At 65.0% G+C, this 19821-nt stretch carries 19 protein-coding genes and 1 tRNA gene; 13 read left to right on the top strand and 7 right to left on the bottom strand.

Annotated elements, in window-relative coordinates:
• The first annotated feature begins 435 nt into the window (after window positions 1-435).
• The 6 genes from N800_RS15785 to N800_RS01465 all read left to right on the top strand — a co-directional run bounded on the left by N800_RS15785 (window position 436) and on the right by N800_RS01465 (window position 7241).
• Window positions 436-909 (top strand): hypothetical protein, encoded by a 474-nt coding sequence (locus tag N800_RS15785; RefSeq protein WP_156962825.1) that lies wholly within the window; start codon window positions 436-438, stop codon window positions 907-909.
• Window positions 910-1120: 211 nt separating this feature from the next.
• Entirely contained in the window at window positions 1121-1774 is a 654-nt protein-coding gene (locus N800_RS01445; RefSeq protein WP_036134013.1) for a hypothetical protein, read from the top strand.
• Between the two features lie 787 nt (window positions 1775-2561).
• Window positions 2562-4895, top strand: coding sequence for a hypothetical protein (locus N800_RS01450; protein ID WP_036134014.1), 2334 nt, complete (start codon window positions 2562-2564; stop codon window positions 4893-4895).
• A gap of 22 nt (window positions 4896-4917) precedes the next feature.
• Entirely contained in the window at window positions 4918-5565 is a 648-nt protein-coding gene (locus tag N800_RS01455; protein ID WP_036134016.1) for a hypothetical protein, read from the top strand.
• Between the two features lie 166 nt (window positions 5566-5731).
• Window positions 5732-6088 carry an SLC41A family transporter gene (locus tag N800_RS01460; protein ID WP_036134019.1) on the top strand — a complete coding sequence of 119 codons (357 nt, stop codon included), beginning with the start codon at window positions 5732-5734 and terminating at the stop codon, window positions 6086-6088.
• A gap of 817 nt (window positions 6089-6905) precedes the next feature.
• Window positions 6906-7241 carry a hypothetical protein gene (locus tag N800_RS01465; RefSeq protein WP_156962827.1) on the top strand — a complete coding sequence of 112 codons (336 nt, stop codon included), beginning with the start codon at window positions 6906-6908 and terminating at the stop codon, window positions 7239-7241.
• Between the two features lie 1231 nt (window positions 7242-8472).
• Here the strand turns inward: N800_RS01465 and N800_RS01470 are convergent.
• A complete protein-coding gene (locus tag N800_RS01470; protein WP_156962828.1) occupies window positions 8473-9159 on the bottom strand; it encodes a hypothetical protein in 687 nt (228 codons plus the stop codon).
• Between the two features lie 161 nt (window positions 9160-9320).
• Between N800_RS01470 and N800_RS01475 the strand changes: the two genes are divergently transcribed.
• Entirely contained in the window at window positions 9321-10280 is a 960-nt protein-coding gene (locus tag N800_RS01475; RefSeq protein ID WP_036134024.1) for an SOS response-associated peptidase family protein, read from the top strand.
• Here the strand turns inward: N800_RS01475 and N800_RS01480 are convergent, their stop codons facing one another.
• Together N800_RS01480 and N800_RS01485 are read right to left on the bottom strand one after the other, a co-directional pair.
• The gene (locus N800_RS01480; protein WP_036134026.1) at window positions 10281-10526 is read right to left on the bottom strand and encodes a hypothetical protein; all 246 of its coding nucleotides are present in this window, start codon (window positions 10524-10526) and stop codon (window positions 10281-10283) included. It abuts the gene before it with no gap.
• A 586-nt stretch (window positions 10527-11112) separates the two neighbouring features.
• Window positions 11113-11188 (bottom strand) — tRNA-Phe (locus N800_RS01485).
• Window positions 11189-11354: 166 nt separating this feature from the next.
• On the opposite strand from N800_RS01485, the gene N800_RS01490 reads away from it, so the two are divergent.
• Window positions 11355-11792: a DUF6491 family protein gene (locus N800_RS01490; protein ID WP_036134276.1), complete on the top strand. Its 438-nt coding sequence runs from the start codon at window positions 11355-11357 to the stop codon at window positions 11790-11792.
• Here N800_RS01490 and N800_RS01495 read toward each other — a convergent pair.
• The 4 genes from N800_RS01495 to ftsY all read right to left on the bottom strand — a co-directional run bounded on the left by N800_RS01495 (window position 11771) and on the right by ftsY (window position 15754).
• Complete coding sequence (locus N800_RS01495) at window positions 11771-12043, bottom strand: oxidative damage protection protein (protein ID WP_036134029.1); 273 nt, start codon at window positions 12041-12043, stop codon at window positions 11771-11773. The two genes, N800_RS01490 and N800_RS01495, sit on opposite strands and share 22 nt — an antisense overlap.
• 67 nt (window positions 12044-12110) lie before the next feature.
• Complete coding sequence (gene mutY, locus N800_RS01500) at window positions 12111-13154, bottom strand: A/G-specific adenine glycosylase (protein WP_036134030.1); 1044 nt, start codon at window positions 13152-13154, stop codon at window positions 12111-12113.
• Window positions 13151-14488, bottom strand: a complete 1338-nt coding sequence (locus N800_RS01505; protein WP_156962829.1) for an AsmA family protein — start codon at window positions 14486-14488, stop codon at window positions 13151-13153. The genes mutY and N800_RS01505 overlap by 4 nt, the downstream gene beginning before the upstream one ends.
• A gap of 45 nt (window positions 14489-14533) precedes the next feature.
• Window positions 14534-15754: a signal recognition particle-docking protein FtsY gene (ftsY, locus tag N800_RS01510; RefSeq protein WP_036134034.1), complete on the bottom strand. Its 1221-nt coding sequence runs from the start codon at window positions 15752-15754 to the stop codon at window positions 14534-14536.
• A 67-nt stretch (window positions 15755-15821) separates the two neighbouring features.
• Here ftsY and rsmD point away from each other — a divergent pair, with 67 nt between their 5' ends.
• From rsmD to ggt, 5 genes are all read left to right on the top strand, one after another.
• On the top strand, window positions 15822-16448 hold the full coding sequence (gene rsmD, locus N800_RS01515) for a 16S rRNA (guanine(966)-N(2))-methyltransferase RsmD (protein ID WP_052107799.1): 627 nt from the start codon (window positions 15822-15824) through the stop codon (window positions 16446-16448).
• Window positions 16449-16505: 57 nt separating this feature from the next.
• A complete protein-coding gene (gene coaD, locus N800_RS01520; RefSeq protein ID WP_036134038.1) occupies window positions 16506-17012 on the top strand; it encodes a pantetheine-phosphate adenylyltransferase in 507 nt (168 codons plus the stop codon).
• 96 nt (window positions 17013-17108) lie between these two features.
• Window positions 17109-17606 (top strand): hypothetical protein, encoded by a 498-nt coding sequence (locus tag N800_RS01525; protein WP_036134040.1) that lies wholly within the window; start codon window positions 17109-17111, stop codon window positions 17604-17606.
• 70 nt (window positions 17607-17676) lie between these two features.
• Window positions 17677-17925: a YfhL family 4Fe-4S dicluster ferredoxin gene (locus N800_RS01530; protein WP_036134042.1), complete on the top strand. Its 249-nt coding sequence runs from the start codon at window positions 17677-17679 to the stop codon at window positions 17923-17925.
• A 36-nt stretch (window positions 17926-17961) separates the two neighbouring features.
• Window positions 17962-19689 (top strand): gamma-glutamyltransferase, encoded by a 1728-nt coding sequence (gene ggt, locus N800_RS01535; RefSeq protein WP_156962835.1) that lies wholly within the window; start codon window positions 17962-17964, stop codon window positions 19687-19689.
• Window positions 19690-19821: the final 132 nt, after the last annotated feature.

Raw genomic sequence — 19821 nt, forward strand, 5'->3', positions numbered from 1 at the left:
CCAATTTGGCTCCGCTACAGCCGACGCAGGGCCCGGGTGCTACGACGGTACAGGCGAGGCCCCAGAGGCCCCGAAAAAGGGCCTCCGCGCGGCTATCGACGCCCACTGCCGCTGGTGTTGCCACGACCCCGCCTCTGGACTCGGCAACTGGCGGCAGCAGACCGGCGCGTGTCGGATCACTTCATGCGCCCTTTGGCCTGTTCGTCCTGTGTCCAGGGGAGGTGACCGTGATTGACCGTCACCCGATAGCTACGCGACTGCCCGACTTGGGCGACCTGACGCGGTCTCAGCTTCTTGAGCTTGCCCGAGAGCCGTCCGCCGACCGGTGTGACTGGATGCTCCGCGCCTTGGCGGAAGTGTCCACGGTCGTTCGCCGGTTGCAAACCCAGCTGGAGCGGGGCGACCCGCCTAGCCGTTAAGTCGCCGGGGGGCGGAATGGCAAACGACACGACTCGTCGGCGCAAGACGACCGGGCGAAGTGCGGCCACCTATCTGGGCGTCCCGCATTACGTTTTCAGGTCTGCTGAGTTTGGCGAGCTGGACGGCTGGGAGCTCAAGCTGTTGATTGAGCTTGCCGGCAAGTACACCGGCTTCAACAACGGTGATCTGAGCTGCGCATTCTCACAGCTCAAGCATCGTGGTTGGCGCAGCAGCGGAACCCGCCAGAAGGCGCTAAACGGGCTACTGGCGCGCAGCTGGATCATCGCTACCCGCACGGGCAGCCGTAACCGCTGCGCCCTGTATGCAGTGACCTGGTGGCCAATTGACCCTTGCGAGGGCAAAGGGCTGGAGGTGCGGGCAACTGCGACCGCCAGCAACTCATGGCAGAAAACAAAATCTGTGGTCGCTATGCGAACCAATGTGGTCGCTATGCGAACTGAGGAAGCGTCCGAAAGGGGTCAAAAATGACCCATTGGTCGCTATGTGAATCAGTCTCGGGTTGGATTGAGCTTTCAATTGGTCGCTATTCGAACACCTTTATAGGTTACCAAGGGGGGTGTTGGGGACGGCCGCTCTGCTCTAGCTCTGGATTTGAGGCTTCAGAGCACTCGGCCATTTTCAGCGAACCCGTCGCACAGTCAGACAGACCTCTTGCAGCGGCGTTAGCGGCAGGTGCGCCATGACTGGACGACCTAACCTGGCAGGTTACGGCCGCAACGTTTTCCAGAAGAGTGAGCAGTACCCTGGCTCTGCGGTGGATCAGGCGGCCCGCTACCTGTCGTCATGGAAGGGCGCCGGCATGGCTTGGCATGCGGACTTGGACTGGGTGGCGCCTGACCAGCCCGATAACCCCGAGTTGGCCGCATTGCGTGTCGTGAAGCGGGCCCGGTTGTTGGAGGGGGCGGCTAAGTCGCTGCGGGGTAGTGGGCGAGTCGGCCAAATGCGCGAATGGAAGGCGTCCGGAACAAAGGTGGTCATTCCCAAGCACAGGTCCGGGGCGGACATTGCTGCCGCGCTGGCCATGGCGCAGCTGGATGGCCCCTTAGAGGCCATCCTGCTGCTGGTCTGTTGCGAGGATCTGAGCCAGTGGCCCACCGTGTTGCGTTACGGACGGGTCCGCCTGGCGCACCGGTTCGCGGAGGAGGCGCTGACGGATGCCATGCATCGGATCATGTGGCGGCGGCCGGTCATGGCCTTGGAGGCGCGGGCAAAGTCGCTGGGTGTACGCAAGGACGCATATCGCCTGGCTCGAGTACGTGCTGAAGAGATGCTGGGTGGCTGGACGGAGAACGCCGCAGTCCGATTTCTCTTGGCGTTTCGCAGCGATGCTTGACCCAGAATGCCGAGAGACACACCATTCCCATGGGTTATTACCGTTTCTTCGGAGTTGGTATGCGCGCGATAGTGACTGCGCTGCTGCTTGCCGCCAGCGCAAGCTTGAATGCGGCGGAACGTGTAGACGAAATCCCCCCGCAATTTCGCGGGAGTTGGGATGCTCGGTTGGAGGACTGCGGTTCTGGCCGAAACGATTCGGCCCTATCCGTTCGAGCTCGCGATATTTCCTACTACGAAAGCGAAGGGCCGGCTCGTGCTGTGGTTATCAACGGCCGGTATGAGGTGGCGTTGATTCTAGAGCTTTCCGGCGAGGGTCAAACGTGGCTGACAACAGAGCAATTCAAGCTCTCCCCGGGTGAAGATCGTCTAATTTCGACTAGTGACAGCGGGGCGGAGTTCGTTAGGTTCCGTTGTCCGCAGTCTCCTAAGTCCATCTGGCGATGAACCGAAGGGGCGGGACCGGTTTACACCCGGCCAATGACCTATAGGGATAGGGACACTCGCCCCCCGGCTATGTCACCTCGCGCGCCACCCCGCGATACGGGTGGCAATCCCTATTCCCGTTCAAGACGGGGTGATTAGGGGGAGATTGGTGGCGCTTCCATCTTGGCGGAGATGGGCGCTCGGTTGTCCACCGTGTCCGGCGGTCTATCCGGACAACACCCGCCGCCTCGTCAGGCTCAAGACGACCGCGCCGCCCCGGTATACGGGCGGCCCCTTTTTCTGGGTCGCAATGACTGCGGCCCTTCATTAACTCCACCTGGCGGGTGGGTCAAGGACGACAAATGGCGAAGTACCGGGTACAGGCTCCTGATGGGAGTGTGTTTGAAGTTCAGGCACCTGAGGGCGCGTCTCAAGACGAGGTATTGGCGTACGCGCAGGCCAACTATGGGCAGGGTCGAAAGACCTACCCCGAGGCGCAGCTAGGCAGCGCCCTGCAGAAGGCGCACGCAGCAGGGGACGTGGCCGGTGCGCGTCAGCTAGCGGATCAGATCCGCTGGCAGCGGGCACAAGGCGCCGAGGTTGGCGGTGGCGACTTCGATGACCTGATCCCCAAGCAGCGAGGGGACTTTGATGACCTGATTCCGCAGTCAACCGACGGCAATGCGACCAGGGCGCCTACCCGGCGACTCGCGGAGATGACTGCGCGGGCAAAGTTTGACGAGCTCAAGGCTTCATCGCCCGCCTATGCGGCAATGAGTGATGACGAGTTCGCCCGGCGCGTATATCAGAAGCATTACGCGGGCCAAATGTCGTACGGCCAGTACGCCGCAAAAGTTGGCCTGAATCCGCCACCTGAGTCCAACCGCGCAGGCCGCGCCGATTTCGGCAACGTCCGCGCAGGTGTCGCTTTTGACGGCGCTGGCGCCAAGCGACGCGACCCGTTGGAAGTGCGAGCGATTGGCGGCCAAGGACACCCGTACACAGGGCCGTTGCTTTCGGGGCCCGGCGCTGGACCTTCTAAGTCTGACGCTGAGATTGCTCAGATCATGGCGCAGTCCGAGCGTGGCGCGATTCGTCGCACGCCAGAACAAGCCAAGCGTGACGCCTTCCGCGAGCTTCCTGCGCCGGTTCGCGCATTGATCGGCGTTGGCTCTAGCGTCGGGCGGGCTGGGCGCGGGGCTAACCAGTTGTATGCAGCTGCCGCTGATTTCATTGCGCCGCAAAATCAAAGCCTGTCCGGGCTGATTACCGGTGAGCCCACGTCGCGGTATCGACGGGCGCTGGCCAATGAAGTCGAAGCCCGCAACCGCGACGCGTATATGCAGGGTGATCTGGCCGCCACGTTGGGTGGCGTTGCCGGTGACATTGGTTTGATGGCTGCGCCGGGTGGTGCTGTGGCGCGGACGTTTGGAACGACCGGGCGGGCTGCAGTTGCGAGCAATGCGGCATTGGCTGCGGGCTACAACGCACTACAGCCTGTAGCCCACCAGGAGAGCCGAGGCCAAAATGCGGCTGTGGGTGCTGCGTTCGGTGCGGGTGGCCAGTGGGTGGGGAATGCTCTGGGCCAAGTCGGTCAGCGTGCGGCCAACGCCGTGCCTGAGCTGACGCAGGCGCTTGGGCGCCGAGCGCAGGCCATGGGGATTCCCCTGCATGCATCGCAGGTGTCCGACTCGTTGCCGGTGAAGGTCGCGGCCAGCGCCGGCAAGTACCTGCCCTTTAGTGGCTATGGCGGTGCGGCAAAGCGGCAGCAAGAGGCGTTCAACCGAGCGGTGGGCCGTACCTTCGGCGTGGATGTTCCCAAGATCACGGATGACGTGATGCGGGATGCCCGCCAAGCCATGAGCCGGCAGTTTGAGGGCATCTACGAGCGGAACGCTGTACCTCTGACCGAGAAGGGCGTCCGCAAGCTGGCCGAGATTGAGCGGGAAGCGTCGCGCCGTCTGACCAATGACGAGGCCCAAGTCCTACGGAACCAGCTGGACGACATTCTGGCTAACGCAGACGACGGGCTCCTCACCGGGCAGAAGTACCAGGCTGTGCGCACCACGCTCAAGAAGGCTGAGGACAAGACCAAGTTGGGCCTTGCCGTGCGGGATATGCGGCAGGCTCTGGACGACTTGGCCGCCGACTCAGTGGGCCCGGAGGACGCTGCAGCACTCAAGGCACTGCGATCTCAGTGGGCGAACTTCCGGACCGTGGAGAACGCGCGGAAGCAGGCCGCCGGCGCGAGTGACGACATTCGCCCCGGCGCATTGTGGCCCCTGATCCGCAACGGCAGCACCAAGGAAATGCGGGAGCTTGCTCGGATGGGTCAGACCATCCTGAAGGACCCGATTGCCGACTCCGGCACTGCGCAGCGGTCGATGATCTACAACGTCCTGATGGGCGGCACGAGCATCGCCAACCCGGCCTTGATTCCGATGGTTGGGCAGGCGGCGCTAGGCGGGGCAACGCTTGGGCGCGCGGCGAACAGTAACGCCCTTGCCAAGTTGCTGCTTCGGGAAAACAGGGGCTTGCCTACGAGCAAGCTGGCCAAGCTCCTGCAGGGGGCAAATCCCCGCGTGATGCCCGCTGCCGGCGCGGCTACCAACCGGGCGGGACTGGAGTTTGAAGTGACGGGCGGACGCCCAATCACGGACGACGAATTTGAGCGCGAGTTCGGCTACCGGCCGTGAACGCCAGCGAGGCTGATTAGCGATGACGAAAGAAAATGAGAAGAGGGACCCGGGCGTCCTTCAGATGAAGGACGACGGTCGTCCCGAGCCGGACCAGGTGGCGGACGCAATCATGCAGGGGGTGACCCATAGCGCCGTCACCGCCCATGTTTTCGCAAGCCCGTCTTGGGCCGGGTTGGATCTGACGAGTTGCGTGCATAGCCTTCGCGACCAGGTGAAGGCCGTGAACGGTGGTGACCTTGCAGGGCTGGAAAGCATGCTCTTGGGGCAGGCGGTGGCGTTGTCGGCAATGTTCAATGCCTGCGTCCAACGAGCGGCGACAGCCATGGGCACACACCCCAAGTTGATGGAGCAATACATGCGCTTGGGTTTGAAGGCACAGAGTCAGTGCAGGACGACTCTGGAAACCATTGCGGAGATCAAGAACCCACGTCCGGTGGCCTTCGTGAAACAGGCCAACATTGCGAACGGGCACCAGCAGGTCAACAACGGCGTGGCCACTGATAGGGACCACGCGCGTGGGGAGGAAAACCCTTTTGCGCCAAACAAACTTTTGGAGGGTGGGAATGTCGCACGGCTGGACACCAGAACGACGCGCGCGTCAGGCGGAGATGATTCGACGCTGGAAACCGTGGGAACACGCGACCGGGCCGCGAACGGACGCGGGTAAAGCGGCCTCATCGCTCAATGCGTGGAAGGGTGGCGCGCGCCCTGCGCTGCGTGAGCTTGCGCGGCTACTGCGCGAGCAAAGAGAGTGGCACGAGGCCCTGTAATCGGGGCCCCCTCAACGGTTGCCCAGCAAGGGCAAGTTGATGGAAACCAGCCCAGGAGGGGCGATGGAACACGAAAACACGGACGGCCTGACACCGAACGAACAGCTGGTAAGGGCGCTGGAGGCGACTTCGCTGGCCGAGGCCTGGCGGGTCAAATGGCGCGGCTATCTCGTGTTCGGCCTGGTTGTGCTTTGGCAGCTACTTCCGGGGCCACTTGGGCAGGTAGCGATATGTTTGGCAGTGGCCGCCGCCCTGTACTGGATTCTTGCCGTCGGCGACCTGATGGCGGCCCATTGGCTGGGGTTCCTTGCCAAGGAACATGCCCGGTTCAAGCCCCGCGACCCTGACGTGCCCTACATCGCGTCCGTCATGGATCTGCTAATAGCGCCAACTGAGAAAACGTCTCAAGATGGCTCCTGATTGATTGCGCGACCCCGCTTGTAGTCCCAGCATGGCGAGATGGGGCCAGTTTTCTGTGAGGGGGAGGAATCTAGTGAAGGCATTTCTCCTGGGGTTAGCGCTGGTTTGGACGGCTACAGGGTGTAGTGATTCGCTCTCGGATCGTCTTGAGCGAGCGGAGGCGGTTGCGGAAGAGGCTCAAGCTGAAACGGAGCAACTCCGACAACGACTGGATGATCTGGAAGCGCGGCTTGAAGAAGCCTGCGCCCAGGTTCCCTCGGGATGTTGAACGTGAGCCTCAGTCCTATGGATAAGGCTAGGGTCGGTGTCGTAATGGCGCTGCTCGCATGGAGTGGTGCTGTTTGGTCACAATCCCCGGCACATTCGGTAGTACGGGGGACGGTCTACAGCTACACCAACGGTGGCACTCGGTACTACAGCGCCCGACCGCCGGAAAAAGCTGATGCCGGCTCTGTTCGCGCCATCCCCTATTCCTACCTGCAAGAACGAAGTTCTGCGACTCTTCCGGTTTTCCGTTGCACGCTGCCGAACGGAGCCCGTACGTACACGTCCAAGCCAGTCGGAACCTGCGTCACAGTGTCCCACTATGGTCTGGCTGCGCCGGCGGTGCCCCTTGGACCTACGTACCGAGGCTATGCGTGCACCGTCGATTGTTCAGGCCATGAGGCGGGCTACGCATGGGCTGAAGGCAGGGGGATTGAACACCCCGACGACTGCGGTGGTCGGTCACAATCGTTTATCGAGGGGTGCCAGGCGCACGCGGAAGAACTCCACGCACAGCGAATTGAAGACGGCGAGTGTGAGGACGACGATGGGGATGACCTTTGTGACTAGTTGGCGTTTTCCAGTCGCGCTGGCACTGGCTGTATCGCTCCTTGCCGTTCAAGGATGCTCGACCGACGAATGCCGGAAGTACTCCGACTACTCCTGTGAGCAGTTGAAGCGGCAGACATTCAACGTCTATTACTACGACGTTCCGAAGGATGCCGGCGAAGAGCGCAACCTCTTTGCCGGTCAAGTTGTCGGGCTAGAAGCGTGCGGGATGGCAGCTTCGAGTATGGCCACGGTCATGGAGGAGAGGAGGGAAGGCCCCTGGTCCTACGTCTGCTGCCTCAAGACTGACGAGTCTGGCTGCGCTGAGAAGCACCGTTAGGTGTCCGTCGGCTTCTGCCCGTACACCGTGGCGACATAGCGCCCCCGGCCGTCCCCGTGCCCAGGTCCATTGATGTATGGGCTCTGGCTTCGCGGGCCGTGTAGCCCTGGGCGACATAGCGAGCAATCGACTCTTGGGCGAAGGCGTACCGCAGTGCATGGCCTGAGGAAGCCGCCTGGATCACTTGCTAGGCAATGGTCCGCTTCACTTTCTCAGTAGGGTGGCGGAAACCCAGCTGCGACTCTGGCTTGGCTGGGCGTTCGCGGTGTGCGTCACTTGCTTCGTCTCACTACGGAAGATCGAGGATCGGCCCGAGATCCACAGACTCCCCTTGATTGCCACTGGTTCCACAGGCGCGTCCGTCGCTGAGAGGGTTCAGGCACGCGGTGACTACCCACCTGACAGGCCTGCCGTCCCCCAATGGGTACGCGGCAACCTCGGGGAGTGGGTTAATGCCAAAGCTAATTGGCTTACTTGTGTCGGCGCTTCGAACACAATGCGTTGTGGTTAGGCCTGGACGCACCCAGCATCTTCCCTCATGGGCCTGCCCCTCCTTTACGCAGTAGCCATGCCAATCCGGATATTTGTACTTGACGTCTTGGCAGCCGTCGTCGGTTGAGCATTTGGTCCCGCCTACGCCGTGGAGACTGAGGTCGGCAATGAGACATGCTCCCCCCATGAAGCCAGTCTGGACGCCGCTAGCGCGATCCAACCTCACTGAGTACGAACCTGTAATGGTGTGTACGACCGCACCAGGGATTCCAGAAGGTGTCGGGCGTTGGTCCATTGAGGCATCCGCGACAGACGCTGGACCGGCCACAATTGACCACATATCGGCCACGATTGGAGGCTTGGTCGCACTGCCTCCAATGATGACCTTTCCTTGGCCAGAAGCGGTTAGCGGCGCAGCACAAGCTGCGACAACTGCGAGCACTCGAAGCATCTTGATGTCCTCGCCCTTGGGGCGGCTGCAATACTCCGCTCCGGGCCGTGGCTACCCCTGCCCAGTCGAGAACGACTAGGACTGCAGGAATCGGCCAGAGAGGACAGAAGGCCCCGGCGCCGACGCTTGGCTTCCTGCCTTCAAACAGCCACCTTCCGTGGTGGCCCGAATTGGCCTAGGCGTCCGGGGTGGAGATAGGCTCGCAGCGCCGATTGGCCTTGTCTGTCAGCAGATCACGCTTTGTCGTGTAGGAAGATTCCTACACAGGCTGGGCCTTGGTCCGGCCGATCACTGGCTTTGGGGGCTGGAGGCGTCCGCAATCGGGCAGGCGTAATAGTTGGCCAGCATGGTTGTATCGCTCCCGAACACTGAGAATAGGGCGCCCGACTGCGAACTAGTCATTAGCAGCATGATGGCATTTGCCCCAGCTTCGACCGCGTTGTCCTTGTGGGAATCGACACATTTGTCCGCTGAGCGTGATGTTTCGCACGAACGCTGGGCGACATAGCGACAGCCTTCGGCCTGCTTCTCGGTCAGGACCATAACCTTTGTGTAGTCGAGGTATGCAGTGCCGGCCTCGGCCGCTTCCCTCAGCGTCTCCTGCGCACCCTTGGCGTGGCGAGCGATCCCGCGAATGTCGGACCTAGAAAGCTGTTCCAAGAGCGGCATGTACGCCATATCCCCAGAAGTGCCAATGGCCTTGGCATGCCACGCCAACTCGTCAACCTTGGGCGAATCCTTTGTCACGGTTGGAAGCACCTCACCGATTCGTTTGGCAACTTCCGCATACAGCGCCTTGCTGTTGATGCCGGCCCCGAATATGTCTTGGGACGCTCTGGTTCGCTCGGCAACGGACTGGGACTGGAGCCTCGCGATAAGGTTGTCAACGGAAGGCATCGCCTGAGCGTAGAGCGTGCCAGAGGCGGCGACTGCAACCAAGAAGGCGACGGCCAGGCGTCTCAGGTGACTTGTCATGGTGGGCTCGCGAGGCATTGGGTGAGGGGATTGTGCCTTCAAGACTATGCGGCCGACCACCGAGGGGTGAGTCACTTGGGTTGGGAGTCTGCATCGGGACGGATGGGAAAGCCGCGTCGCCTGCGGCATGCTCTACCTTCGTAATCCTCTCGGAGGCCCCTATGTGCTACTCCGCCCAAGTCGAAGCCGCCTACCAGGAGTACGTCCGGATGTTCGGTGCGGACATCTCGCTGAAGGAGTTCGTTAAGCGGTATGCCGACCGACACGGGGGAGGGCACTTCAGATTCCCCAAGGCCATGGATGCGGCGTTTGCCAATCCAAAAACGCCCGAAGAGCGCGAAATCCACGACCTGATCCTGGCTTACGACGCGGCGCAGGTGGCTAAGTTGGAACAGGAGTTGTTCAAGCAGAAGAAGCGCTTGGCGGATGCGGAGCGCACCCTGCAGACCAAGACCACCAAGAAGGCGCTGGAAGATCAGCGCATCGCGACCACCAAGATTGAATGGACGAAGGGAAAGCTTGCGGACATCAAGCGGACTGAGCTGAAGGCCAAGGACAGCCGCATCTTCCCGGGCTGGTACGCACCCGTAATGATCTGGGAGAACGGCCGACGGGTGGTCAAGCCAATGCGCTACCAATGCCGGCCAGAGGGGAAGCCCCCGCTCTACGACACAAAGTACCCCGGCACCTACAACGCCCGCAGGGACAACCTGGAAGGGTTCTGGAAGGGCCAGTTCGGCCACACCCACGGAATCATGGTGGTGAGTGCGTTCTACGAGAACGTGGCCCGACACGCAGCAGAGGGGCGGGAACTGGCACCTGGCGAGGCAGAGGAAAACGTCGTTCTAGAGTTTCGCCCCCGTCCAGCCCACGCCATGCTAGTGGCGTGCCTGTGGTCGCATTGGATCGGGAAGGACGGAGAGGACCTGTGGTCGTTCGCCGCGATCACGGATGAACCACCCCCGGAAGTGGCGGCGGCTGGCCATGACCGATGCATCATTCCCATCAAGCCCGAGAACGTGGACGCCTGGCTCAATCCTGACCCCAACAACCTAGCGGCCCTGTACGCGATCTTGGATGACCGCGACCGGCCCTATTACGAACACCGGATGGCGGCCTAGTCAGGCGGCCGGATCAATCCAGCCTACCTTGATGAGCATTGCGTCTAGCCGCTCCTGGACTGCCAGGTGGGCGATGCAGTGGTCGTGGGGGTCGTCGCTAAGAGCGGCATCGTGGAGGATCTCTTCGGCAATCCCCGCGAATGCCTCCATGCGGTCGCCTGGGCATTCGTACTCAAGCCCTAAGGCGGCGAGGCTGGCTTCCAAGGCGTCGCAGCGGGCCATCAGGGCATCAAAGGTCACGGGCATGGGGCTGGTCTCCCGCTGGTGTGGTTGATGACGGTTGAAAGTACGAGTGCGCGGTGCAGAACTGGGTGACGTCGGGCCGAGCCCGCTGGATACGTGGGTCCGCAACCCGAACCCACGCCTGTAGCCACTGCCTGGCTTGGCGAGGCGTCGCCGCAATGCATTGCCGCTGCTTGGCCTGTCCAAAACAGACATTGGTCGTGGTCAGCCATCGACCGTCAGGCATGCGCTCGGCTAGCGCGACGTCGTAGGTGCCCCTTAGCACCAACTCAAACGCATCCCTGCGGCCCTCGTGAGAGCGCCATGCATAACCCGGGGGCAGGGGAGGGAGCGCGCGTGCCATGGGGCGAGTATCCCGCTTCCGGTCGCAGGGATTGCGAACGCGAGCTCATGGTTCGCGTTTGCTCAATCTGGCGTATCGGCGGTGCTGCTGCGCTGCAGGACAAATTCTCAAAGTGGGCCGGTTGGCGCTGGCGTGCCCCCGGTGTACCCCCGAACATCCGCGCATGCATCGCTGCTTCCCAGCAAACGAAAAGCCCCGCAGGGCTCAGGGCCTTGCAGGGCTTACGTTTCAGCGTTACCTGAGAAATGGTGGCCGGGGAGGGAATCGAACCCCCGACACGGGGATTTTCAATCCCCTGCTCTACCAACTGAGCTACCCGGCCAAGAACTCGCCGGTAACGCGAGAGGCGGCATCATACGGGTAGTGGCGCCGGCTGGCAAGCCTCACCGCGGCTGAATGGAGTTGAGGGCGGCGTGCCGCGTTGCGCGGGAAGGCGCAAGATGGCGGTGAATCCCCGCAAGCCGCTCACCACGAGCGAGGAGGCGACGATGAAAAAGATGCTGCTGATTGCCGCCGGGGCCGTGCTGACCATGGCCGGTTGCGCCACCAACCGGCTGGGCGATGCCGAACGGCTGGCCATCTACCGCGCCCATGCCGGCGCGCCTGTTTCCAGTTTCCACTACTTCACCGGGCTCAATGGCTGGACGCCACTGGGCGACTCCGCGGTGGCGGTGTGGGCGCGCCCCAATGACGTCTACCTGCTGGAGCTCAGCGGCCGTTGTCCGGAGCTGGATTTCGCGCAGGCCATCAGCGTGACCAGCCAGATGGGTACGGTAAGTGCCCGGTTCGACAAGATCATCGTGCTGGACCGCAACGCAATGACCATGCCGTGCCAGATCCGCGAGATCCGCCCGGTGGACATCAAGGCGATCCGCCACGCGGAACAGGATCGCCGCGAGATGGCTCAGCCTTCCGGCGGGACGTAACCGGCCGGTTTGTCGGCGCCGCCGCCGAACAGGAACTTCTGCATCTCGCCTTCGAGGAAGGCGCGGTGCTTGGGGTCCATGGGTGAGAGGCGGTTCTCGTTGATCAGCATGGTCTGGTGCGCCAGCCACTTGCCCCAGGCGGCCTTGCCGATGCCGGCGAATACGCGCTTGCCCAGTTCGCCGGGCCAAGGGATGAAGTCCATGCCTTCGGTGTCGCGCTGTTCGTACTGGCAGAAGACGGTGCGGGGCATGGCGGTTCCGAGAGAGGCGGCAGGGGGCAAGGATGCGGCCGCCCGGGCCCGGCATCTTTGACCGGGATCAGGCGCTGGCCAGCAGCCGGCGGATCGGCGCGGGGATGCCCAGCGATTCCAGTTCGCCGCGGGCGACCCAGCGCAGGTCGCCATTGTCGCCCATGCGGGCACGCAGGGCGACCGGGCGCACGCGCAGCGGCTGCAATTCCAGCTTGTAGTGGCTGAAGGCGTGGGCAATGGGCGCAAGGATGTCGCCGCGCCCAAGATCGCCTTCCACGTGGCCACTGAACCACGCGTGCGCGCCGGTGGCATCCTCGGCCTGTGGCAGTGTCCACAGCGAGGCCCAGATGCCGGTGGGCGGGCGCCGTTGCAGCAGGATGCGGCCGTCGGCGTCTTCCAGCCACAACACCTGGGCGTATCGCTGCGGCAGCGGTTTGCCTGGCTTGGGCGTGGGCAGTTCCGCAGTGCGGCCTTCGCGCCGCGCGACGCATTCGTCCTGCAACGGGCACAGCACGCACGCAGGGTCGCTGCGGCTGCACAGCGTGGCGCCCAGGTCCATCTGTGCCTGGGTGTAGTCGGCCATGCGGTCATCGGGCAGGTGTGAACCGGCGAATGCCCAGAGCTGCTTTTCCACCGCCGGTTGGCCCGGCCAGCCATCGACGCCGTGGTAGCGGCTGAGCACGCGCTTCACGTTGCCGTCGAGGATGGCGTGGCGATCGCCCCATGCCTGCGACAGGATCGCCGCGGCGGTGCTGCGGCCGATGCCGGGCAGCGCGGTGAGGGCGCCGATGTCGCGCGGCAGCTCGCCGTCGTGCAATTCCACGCACCGCTGCGCCGCGGCGTGCAGGTTGCGTGCGCGGGCGTAGTAGCCCAAGCCCGACCAGAGCGCCAACACGTCGTCCAGCGGGGCTGCGGCCAGCGCCGGCAACGTGGGCAAAGCCGCAACGAACCGCTCGAAGTAGGGCGCCGCCGTCTTGACCTGAGTCTGCTGCAGCATGATCTCCGACAGCCACACGCGGTAAGGCGTGCGTGGGTGCTGCCAAGGCAGGTCGTGGCGGCCGGACACGTCGAACCAGGCCAGCAGACGGGTGGCGAAGGCGTCCTTGTTCACCGGTTCGCACCGCTCGCGGTGGTGCGTGCGGGCGGCGGACCGTTGTGAGCGGCTGGTGGCGTGTCCCGCGCGTCCACGTCGTCGTCCTCGAACTGCACTTCAACACCTTCCAGTTGTGCGCCTGCGATGTCCACGCGTGGCGTGCTCAGCGTGCCGGTAAGCGGCGGAAGCGGGCCGCCGGCTGCGGCAGCCCGCGACCACTCCAGCACCACGGGAACCCGCAGGCGCCCGTTGAACCGGGTGGCGTCGCGGCGCAGTGCGAGGGCCGTGGTGTCCGAGAGATCGACGGCCCCGTCGTAGGCCAGCCCGAACGGCAGTGGCGAAGTTGATTGGCCAATCGGAGGCGGTAGCGCGGGCCATCCGGCCGGCCACTGCGCGATCATGCCGCCGAGTTGCAGCGAAAGCCCCTTGCCGATGGCCAGTCGGCCGTGTGCATGCATATCGGGGACGATCGATGGCATCGGCTTCGAGCTCGGTGGGCCTGTCCGCTCGCGCAGTACCGCGCTTGCCGGTGCCAGCGTCCATGTGGCTTCATCGAAGAGCAGCGGGCCGTGCAATCCCAGCACGAACGGGATGCGGTGCTCGCCGCTCACGTACTGCGTCGCGATGCCAATGCGGGCCGGCGTCAGGCGTATCGCATCGCGGCCGAGGTCGAGCGGGCCCGAGACGGTGATGGACGACGGCATCGACCAGTCACCGTGGTCCAGGGTGAGGTCGCCACGCGCGCGCAGGTCGGCTTGGCGCGCGGGTCGCGACAGGGCCACGTCCAGGTCGAAGGGAATGGTGAGGGGCGCATCGACGTAGCGGCCGCGTAGGCGCGCCTGCGTCGGGCGCCCGGGGTGCACCGAGGGCAGGCTGGCGTCGATGCCGTCAATGAACCAGCCGATGTTGGTGATGGTGCCGTTGTTGACCTGCAGTCCGTCGGTGAGGGTGGGGATGCGCTCTTCGCTCGGCGGGCGCGTGGCCAGCCAGTGCTGCAGCGCGGGCACGTCAAGGCGCGGGTTGTCCAACTCGATGCGACGGATGGCCAGCGTCTGCCCGCGGCTGCGGACGGTCGACCACGGCACGGATACGTGGATGCGGTCGGCGCGCAGCAGCGGCGTAGCCGCGCCGGGCTCGCGCACCACCACGTCGCGTACCACCAGCAGTGGTGTGTCGCGCAGGCGGTATTCGCTGGCACCGCCAATGGTGATCTCCAGGCCCAGCGAGCGCCCAAGGGTGCCGGTGACGAGCGAGGCGAACTGGGGCGGTCGACTGGTCCAGTACAGCAGCGCCGCGAAGCCCGCCATGACCAGGGCCAGCCCCGCCAGCAGGATCAGCCTGCGCCTGGTCATCATCCGGTCGTGGCCTCGTCGGGGGAGGTCATGCGGCCATCGCCCTTACGCACCCAGCGCCTCGGGCAGCAACGCATCCACAAAGGCCTCTGCGTCAAACACGCGCAGGTCTTCCGGGCGTTCGCCGATGCCGGCGAAGCGGATGGGGATGCCGAACTCGCGGGCCAGCGCGAACACCACGCCGCCCTTGGCGGTGCCATCGAGCTTGGTCACCACCAGTCCGGTGACGCCCACTGCCGCGTGGAACTGGCGCAACTGCGACAACGCGTTCTGGCCGGTGGTGCCATCGATCACCATCAGCACTTCGTGCGGCGCAGCGGGGTCCAGCTTGGCCAACACACGCTTGATCTTGCCCAGTTCGGCCATCAGCCCCTGCTGCGTGTGCAGGCGCCCGGCGGTGTCGGCGATCAGCACCTCGGTGCCGCGTGCCTTGGCGGCCTGCAACGCGTCGAACGCGACCGAGGCGGCGTCGGCATTCTGACCCTGCGCCACCACCGGCACGCCGTTGCGGTCGCCCCAGGCCTGCAACTGCGCGACGGCCGCGGCGCGGAAGGTGTCGCCGGCGGCCAGCATCAGGGAGCGGCCTTCGTCCTTGAAGCGTTTGGCCAGCTTGCCGATGGTCGTGGTCTTGCCGACGCCGTTGACGCCCACGGTCAGCAGCACGAAGGGTTTTGCGGTGGTGTCGATCTGCAGCGGCACGGCCACCGGGCGGAGCATCGCCAGCAGGTCGACGCGCAGCGCGGCAAGCAATGCCTGCGCGTCGGCGAAATCGCGTGCCTTCATGCGCTTGCGCAGGCTTTCGACCAACTGGGTGGTGGCGGCCACGCCAACGTCGGCCGTGAGGAGGGCGGTCTCGATCTCGTCCAGCAGGTCGTCGTCGAGCTTGGGATTGCGCGAGAACAGTCCACCGAACGCGCGCGCGAAGGCGGTGCCGCGCAGGCGGTCGCGCCAGCCCGTCCTGGCGTCTGAGGTGGCGGACGGGGCCTCGGGCGCCGAGTGGCCCGGCTCAGCTTCCGTTTCGAGTGCAGCGGCAATCACCTCGGCCGGCACCGGCTCCGGCGTCAGGCCGGCGCCCAGCGCGGAACTGTCCGGGGCGCCGCCAGCATCAAGATTCGACGTGGCATGCAGCGGGGCATCGAGCGGCGCGTCGGCCACGGCCGGGGCGTCCGAATGGGGGAACGCCGCAGCCAATTCATCGACGCTGGGGCGCTTGTTGGCATCGGCGGGGGCCGCTTCGGGCTTCTTGCGGCGGAAAAAACTGAGCATCGCGTGGGGACATTCCGTGAATGCGCGAGAATGTGCACATGCTAGCACCGGCCCCCGCGAGCCCCCGATGAAAACGCCTCGATTCCCCCGGCCTTCCGCTCCCCGTCCGCCTGCCGCTGGCACGCCCGGGCGGGTGCGGCTGATCGGCGGCAAGTGGCGCGGCACGCGGCTGGACGTGCCGGACGCCCCCGGCCTGCGACCCACCTCCGACCGGGTGCGCGAGACGCTGTTCAACTGGCTGATGCCGGTGTTGCCGGGCGCGCGGGTATTGGACCTGTTCGCCGGCAGTGGCGCGTTGGGGCTGGAGGCGCTGTCGCGTGGGGCCGCCTCCGCTGTGTTGGTGGAGCGCGACCGAGGCTTGGCCACGGCGCTGACGCGGACCCTGTCCCGCCTGGAAGGGGGCGAGGCCGCCGAGGTGGTCAATGCCGACGCACTGGCCTGGCTGGCCACCGGTGGCGGGGAGCACTTCGACCTGGCTTTCCTGGACCCGCCCTTTGCGGCCGGATTGTGGGAGTTGGTTGTTCCCCGGCTGGTCAATCGGCTCTCGCCGAGCGCCTGGTTGTACGTGGAATCCCCGGCCGACCAGGCTCCGCCGCTGCCCGCGGACTGGCACTTGCACCGGGAGGGCGGCACCCGCGAGGTCCGCTACGCCCTGTACCGGCGGCACCCGGCGGCCACTGATACACTGGCGTGAACGCGGCCGGTACGGCCGACACTTTCCGTTACGCTACCTCCAGCGAATGACCCAAGCATGACCGCGGCCCGACAACGCATCGCCGTCTATCCCGGCACGTTCGACCCGATCACCAATGGCCACGTCGATCTCGTCGACCGCGCGGCGCCGCTGTTTGAACGGATGATCATTGGCGTGGCCGAAAGTCCTGGCAAGGGCCCGGCGCTGCCCCTGGAGCTGCGGGTCGAGCTGGCGAGCAAGGCGGTGGCCCACCACGCCAACGTGGAAGTCCGCGGTTTCAATTGCCTGCTGGCCCATTTCGTGGCCGAAGTGGGGGGCGGGGTGCTGCTGCGTGGCCTGCGCGCGGTATCGGACTTCGAATACGAGTTCCAGCTGGCCAGCATGAACCGGCATCTGATTCCCGAGGTGGAAACGCTGTTCCTGACGCCAGCGGAGCAGTACGGCTTCATTTCATCGTCGCTGGTGCGGGAAATCTCCCGCCTGGGCGGCGACGTGTCCGGTTTCGTGCCGCCGGCCGTGGATGCGGCGCTGCAGGCACAGTGGCAGCAGCGCACGACAAGTTGACCGCAGGGATGCTCCGGGGCGACTGGTCACATGCCCTGTACGATTGACTCCATCAACGCTTCCAACCGTAACACCCACAACAACAGGGGCTCCCCGATGAAGACCACCACCCGTCTGATGCTCACCGCCTGCCTCGCGCTGCCGCTGCTGGCCGCGTGCAAGAAGGAAGAGGCCGCCAAGCCGGAAGCCGTCGTCCAGGCGCCGCTGGTCGCGCCGACCACCAATGATGAAAACGCCTGGGGCAGCTACCTGCAGGAAGTCGTCAAGCGCAACCTCGATGGTGTGACCGGCCAGCCGTACCTGTACTTCCTGCCGGCCGAGGAAACCCCGGATTTCCAGGGCTACTACGACCGCCTGCTGGAGCAGTCCTCCACCGACATGCAGCGCGGCATCGTCGAAGGCAACCTCGTGGCATACGGCTCGCCCTCGTCGGCCCGCATGGCGGACCTGATGATCGCCTCGTTCGAAAAGGTACAGGCCGGCTCCATGAAGGGGGTGAAGGTGCTGTTCCTGGGCAAGCCCGCCGACGGCGAGCGCGTCAAGGCGGCCATCGCGCCGACCGGCGTCGACTACAAGTTCATCGAGACCAAGTAACCGGCCTCGTGCCTGCCGCGCCCGCAACGGGCGCGGCAGGCCTTGCCGGCGTACAGGCGCCCCCACCGCCATGTCGCTGAAGATCAACGAGCTCTGCGTCAACTGCGACGTCTGCGAACCCGCCTGTCCCAACCAGGCCATTTCGCAGGGCGAGACCATCTACGTGATCGACCCGGCACGCTGCACCGAATGCGTCGGTCACTTCGACGAGCCACAGTGCGTGGTCGTCTGTCCTGTCGAGTGCATCGACCCCGATCCCTCCTTCCCCGAGACCCACGAACAGCTGCTCGCCAAGCTGGCGAGGCTGCAACAGGAGTGACTTCGCATGCCTTTTGATCTGCGCGCACGGACCGCGATGATGTTGTTGGCGGTGGGTCTGTCGTTCGCGCCGGTCATGGCCGCGCCTGCGACATCGTCCACGCTGGAGCCGCCCGTGCCGGCGCCTAGCGGCTCGTCCCGGGCCACGCCGCCGGGTGCGGTGATTGCCAGCGCCCATGCGCTGTCCACCGATGCAGGCATGGAGATCATCCGCGCCGGTGGCAATGCGTTCGACGCCGCCATTGCGGTGTCGGCCACGTTGTCGGTGGTCGAGCCGATCAGTTCCGGCATCGGTGGCGGCGGTTTCTTCCTGCTGCACGATGCGCGCACGGGCCGCGATGTGTTCGTGGACGCGCGCGAGACCGCGCCGGAATCCGCGACCCCCGCGGCTTTCCTTGACGGCAAGGGCGAGCTCAACCGCGACCGTTCGGTCAACGGCCCGTGGTCGGCGGGCATTCCCGGGCTTCCCGCGGCGCTGGTGCATCTGGCGGAGCGTTACGGCCGTTTGCCGCTGAAGACCTCGCTGGCGCCGGCGATCCGCATCGCACGCGAAGGTTTTCCGATCTATGCACGGCTGGAGAGGGGTTACGGCTCGCGCCGCGAGGTGATGGAGCGTTACCGCGGCACCCGTGCAGTGTTCCTCGCCGATGGCACGCCGCCGCAGGTGGGCGAGACCCTCAGGCAGCCCGACCTTGCCCGCACGCTGGAACTGCTGGGCGAGAAGGGTTTCGATGGTTTCTACCGCGGCGATGTCGCGAAGAAGCTGCTCGCCTCGGTCAAGGAGGAAGGCGGCAAGTGGCGCGCCGACGAGCTCGCCGGTTATCGGGTGAAGGAGCGCGAGCCGTTGTGCTTCAAATACCGCGGCTGGGACGTCACCACCGCACCGCCGCCGTCGTCGGGCGGCGTGGCGATGGCGCAGATCCTGCAGATCCTGGAAGGCTGGGACCTGTCCAAGCTGGATCCCGCGCAGCGCACCCACCTGGTGGTGGAGGCCATGCGTCGCGCGTACCGTGACCGCACCATCTACCTGGGCGATCCGGACTTCGTGCAGGTGCCGGTGGCGCGCCTGACCAGCCGCGAGTACGCGGCCGGCCTGCGTGCCTCCATCCACCCGGACAAGGCGCTGCCCAGTGCGTTGCTGTCTGGCAAGCCAGCGCCGCTGGAGGACGACGAGACAACCCATTTCTCCATCATCGACGCCGACGGCAACCGCGTGTCGGCCACGCAGACGGTGAACCTGTTGTACGGCTCCGGCCTGGTCGCACCGGGCACGGGCGTGCTGCTCAACAACGAGATGGACGATTTCGCGCTGCGTCCGGGCACCCCCAACGCGTTTGGCGTGATGGGCTTCGAGGCGAATGCACCCAAGGCCGGCAAGCGCATGCTCAGCTCGATGACGCCCAGCTTCATCGAATCCAAGGACAAGGTCGCCGCCATCGGCGCGCCAGGTGGCAGCCGGATCATCACCGAAGTGTTGCTGGGCATCCTGGCGTATGACGATGGCCTGGCGCCGCAGCAGGTGGCGGCCCTGCCACGCATCCATCACCAGTGGATGCCTGATGTCATTTCCGCCGAGGCCGGCGCGCTCGCCCCGGAGACGGTGAAGGCGCTGGAGGCGATGGGGCACAAGGTCAATGCCGCCGAGCAGCCGTGGGGCAACCTGCAGACCGTGGCTTGGGACAAGGCAGGCAACACGCTGGAAGGCGGCACCGATCCCCGCAACCCCGTGGGCAAGGCGGACGTGATGCCGGCGCCGTCGAAATAACGACGCCAACCCTTCCGGCGAGCGCCGCCTCGCATGTGGGCAGTGCTCGCCTGCGGGCTGCATCGTTGCGCGCGATGCAGCCCTTGTGCAGCTGGCGGCGGTATCATTGATGCGTCGTCAGGATGTGCGCGC

Origin of the sequence: Lysobacter daejeonensis GH1-9, assembly GCF_000768355.1 — a bacterium.
Taxonomy (GTDB): Bacteria; Pseudomonadota; Gammaproteobacteria; order Xanthomonadales; family Xanthomonadaceae; genus Aerolutibacter; species Aerolutibacter daejeonensis.

Bases quoted from the DNA above. Each gene is read 5' to 3' on its own strand.
- ggt (WP_156962835.1), top strand. From the start codon at position 17,962: ATGATGTTGTTGGCGGTGGGTCTGTCGTTCGCGCCGGTCATGGCCGCG.
- N800_RS01460 (WP_036134019.1), top strand. From the start codon at position 5,732: ATGGAACACGAAAACACGGACGGCCTGACACCGAACGAACAGCTGGTA.
- coaD (WP_036134038.1), top strand. From the start codon at position 16,506: ATGACCGCGGCCCGACAACGCATCGCCGTCTATCCCGGCACGTTCGAC.
- N800_RS01480 (WP_036134026.1), bottom strand. From the start codon at position 10,526: ATGCCCGTGACCTTTGATGCCCTGATGGCCCGCTGCGACGCCTTGGAA.
- N800_RS01450 (WP_036134014.1), top strand. From the start codon at position 2,562: ATGGCGAAGTACCGGGTACAGGCTCCTGATGGGAGTGTGTTTGAAGTT.
- N800_RS01525 (WP_036134040.1), top strand. From the start codon at position 17,109: ATGAAGACCACCACCCGTCTGATGCTCACCGCCTGCCTCGCGCTGCCG.
- N800_RS01475 (WP_036134024.1), top strand. From the start codon at position 9,321: ATGTGCTACTCCGCCCAAGTCGAAGCCGCCTACCAGGAGTACGTCCGG.
- rsmD (WP_052107799.1), top strand. From the start codon at position 15,822: ATGAAAACGCCTCGATTCCCCCGGCCTTCCGCTCCCCGTCCGCCTGCC.
- N800_RS01495 (WP_036134029.1), bottom strand. From the start codon at position 12,043: ATGCCCCGCACCGTCTTCTGCCAGTACGAACAGCGCGACACCGAAGGC.
- N800_RS15785 (WP_156962825.1), top strand. From the start codon at position 436: ATGGCAAACGACACGACTCGTCGGCGCAAGACGACCGGGCGAAGTGCG.
- N800_RS01490 (WP_036134276.1), top strand. From the start codon at position 11,355: ATGAAAAAGATGCTGCTGATTGCCGCCGGGGCCGTGCTGACCATGGCC.
- N800_RS01465 (WP_156962827.1), top strand. From the start codon at position 6,906: ATGACCTTTGTGACTAGTTGGCGTTTTCCAGTCGCGCTGGCACTGGCT.
- N800_RS01445 (WP_036134013.1), top strand. From the start codon at position 1,121: ATGACTGGACGACCTAACCTGGCAGGTTACGGCCGCAACGTTTTCCAG.
- N800_RS01505 (WP_156962829.1), bottom strand. From the start codon at position 14,488: ATGACCAGGCGCAGGCTGATCCTGCTGGCGGGGCTGGCCCTGGTCATG.
- N800_RS01530 (WP_036134042.1), top strand. From the start codon at position 17,677: ATGTCGCTGAAGATCAACGAGCTCTGCGTCAACTGCGACGTCTGCGAA.
- N800_RS01455 (WP_036134016.1), top strand. From the start codon at position 4,918: ATGACGAAAGAAAATGAGAAGAGGGACCCGGGCGTCCTTCAGATGAAG.
- N800_RS01470 (WP_156962828.1), bottom strand. From the start codon at position 9,159: ATGACAAGTCACCTGAGACGCCTGGCCGTCGCCTTCTTGGTTGCAGTC.
- ftsY (WP_036134034.1), bottom strand. From the start codon at position 15,754: ATGCTCAGTTTTTTCCGCCGCAAGAAGCCCGAAGCGGCCCCCGCCGAT.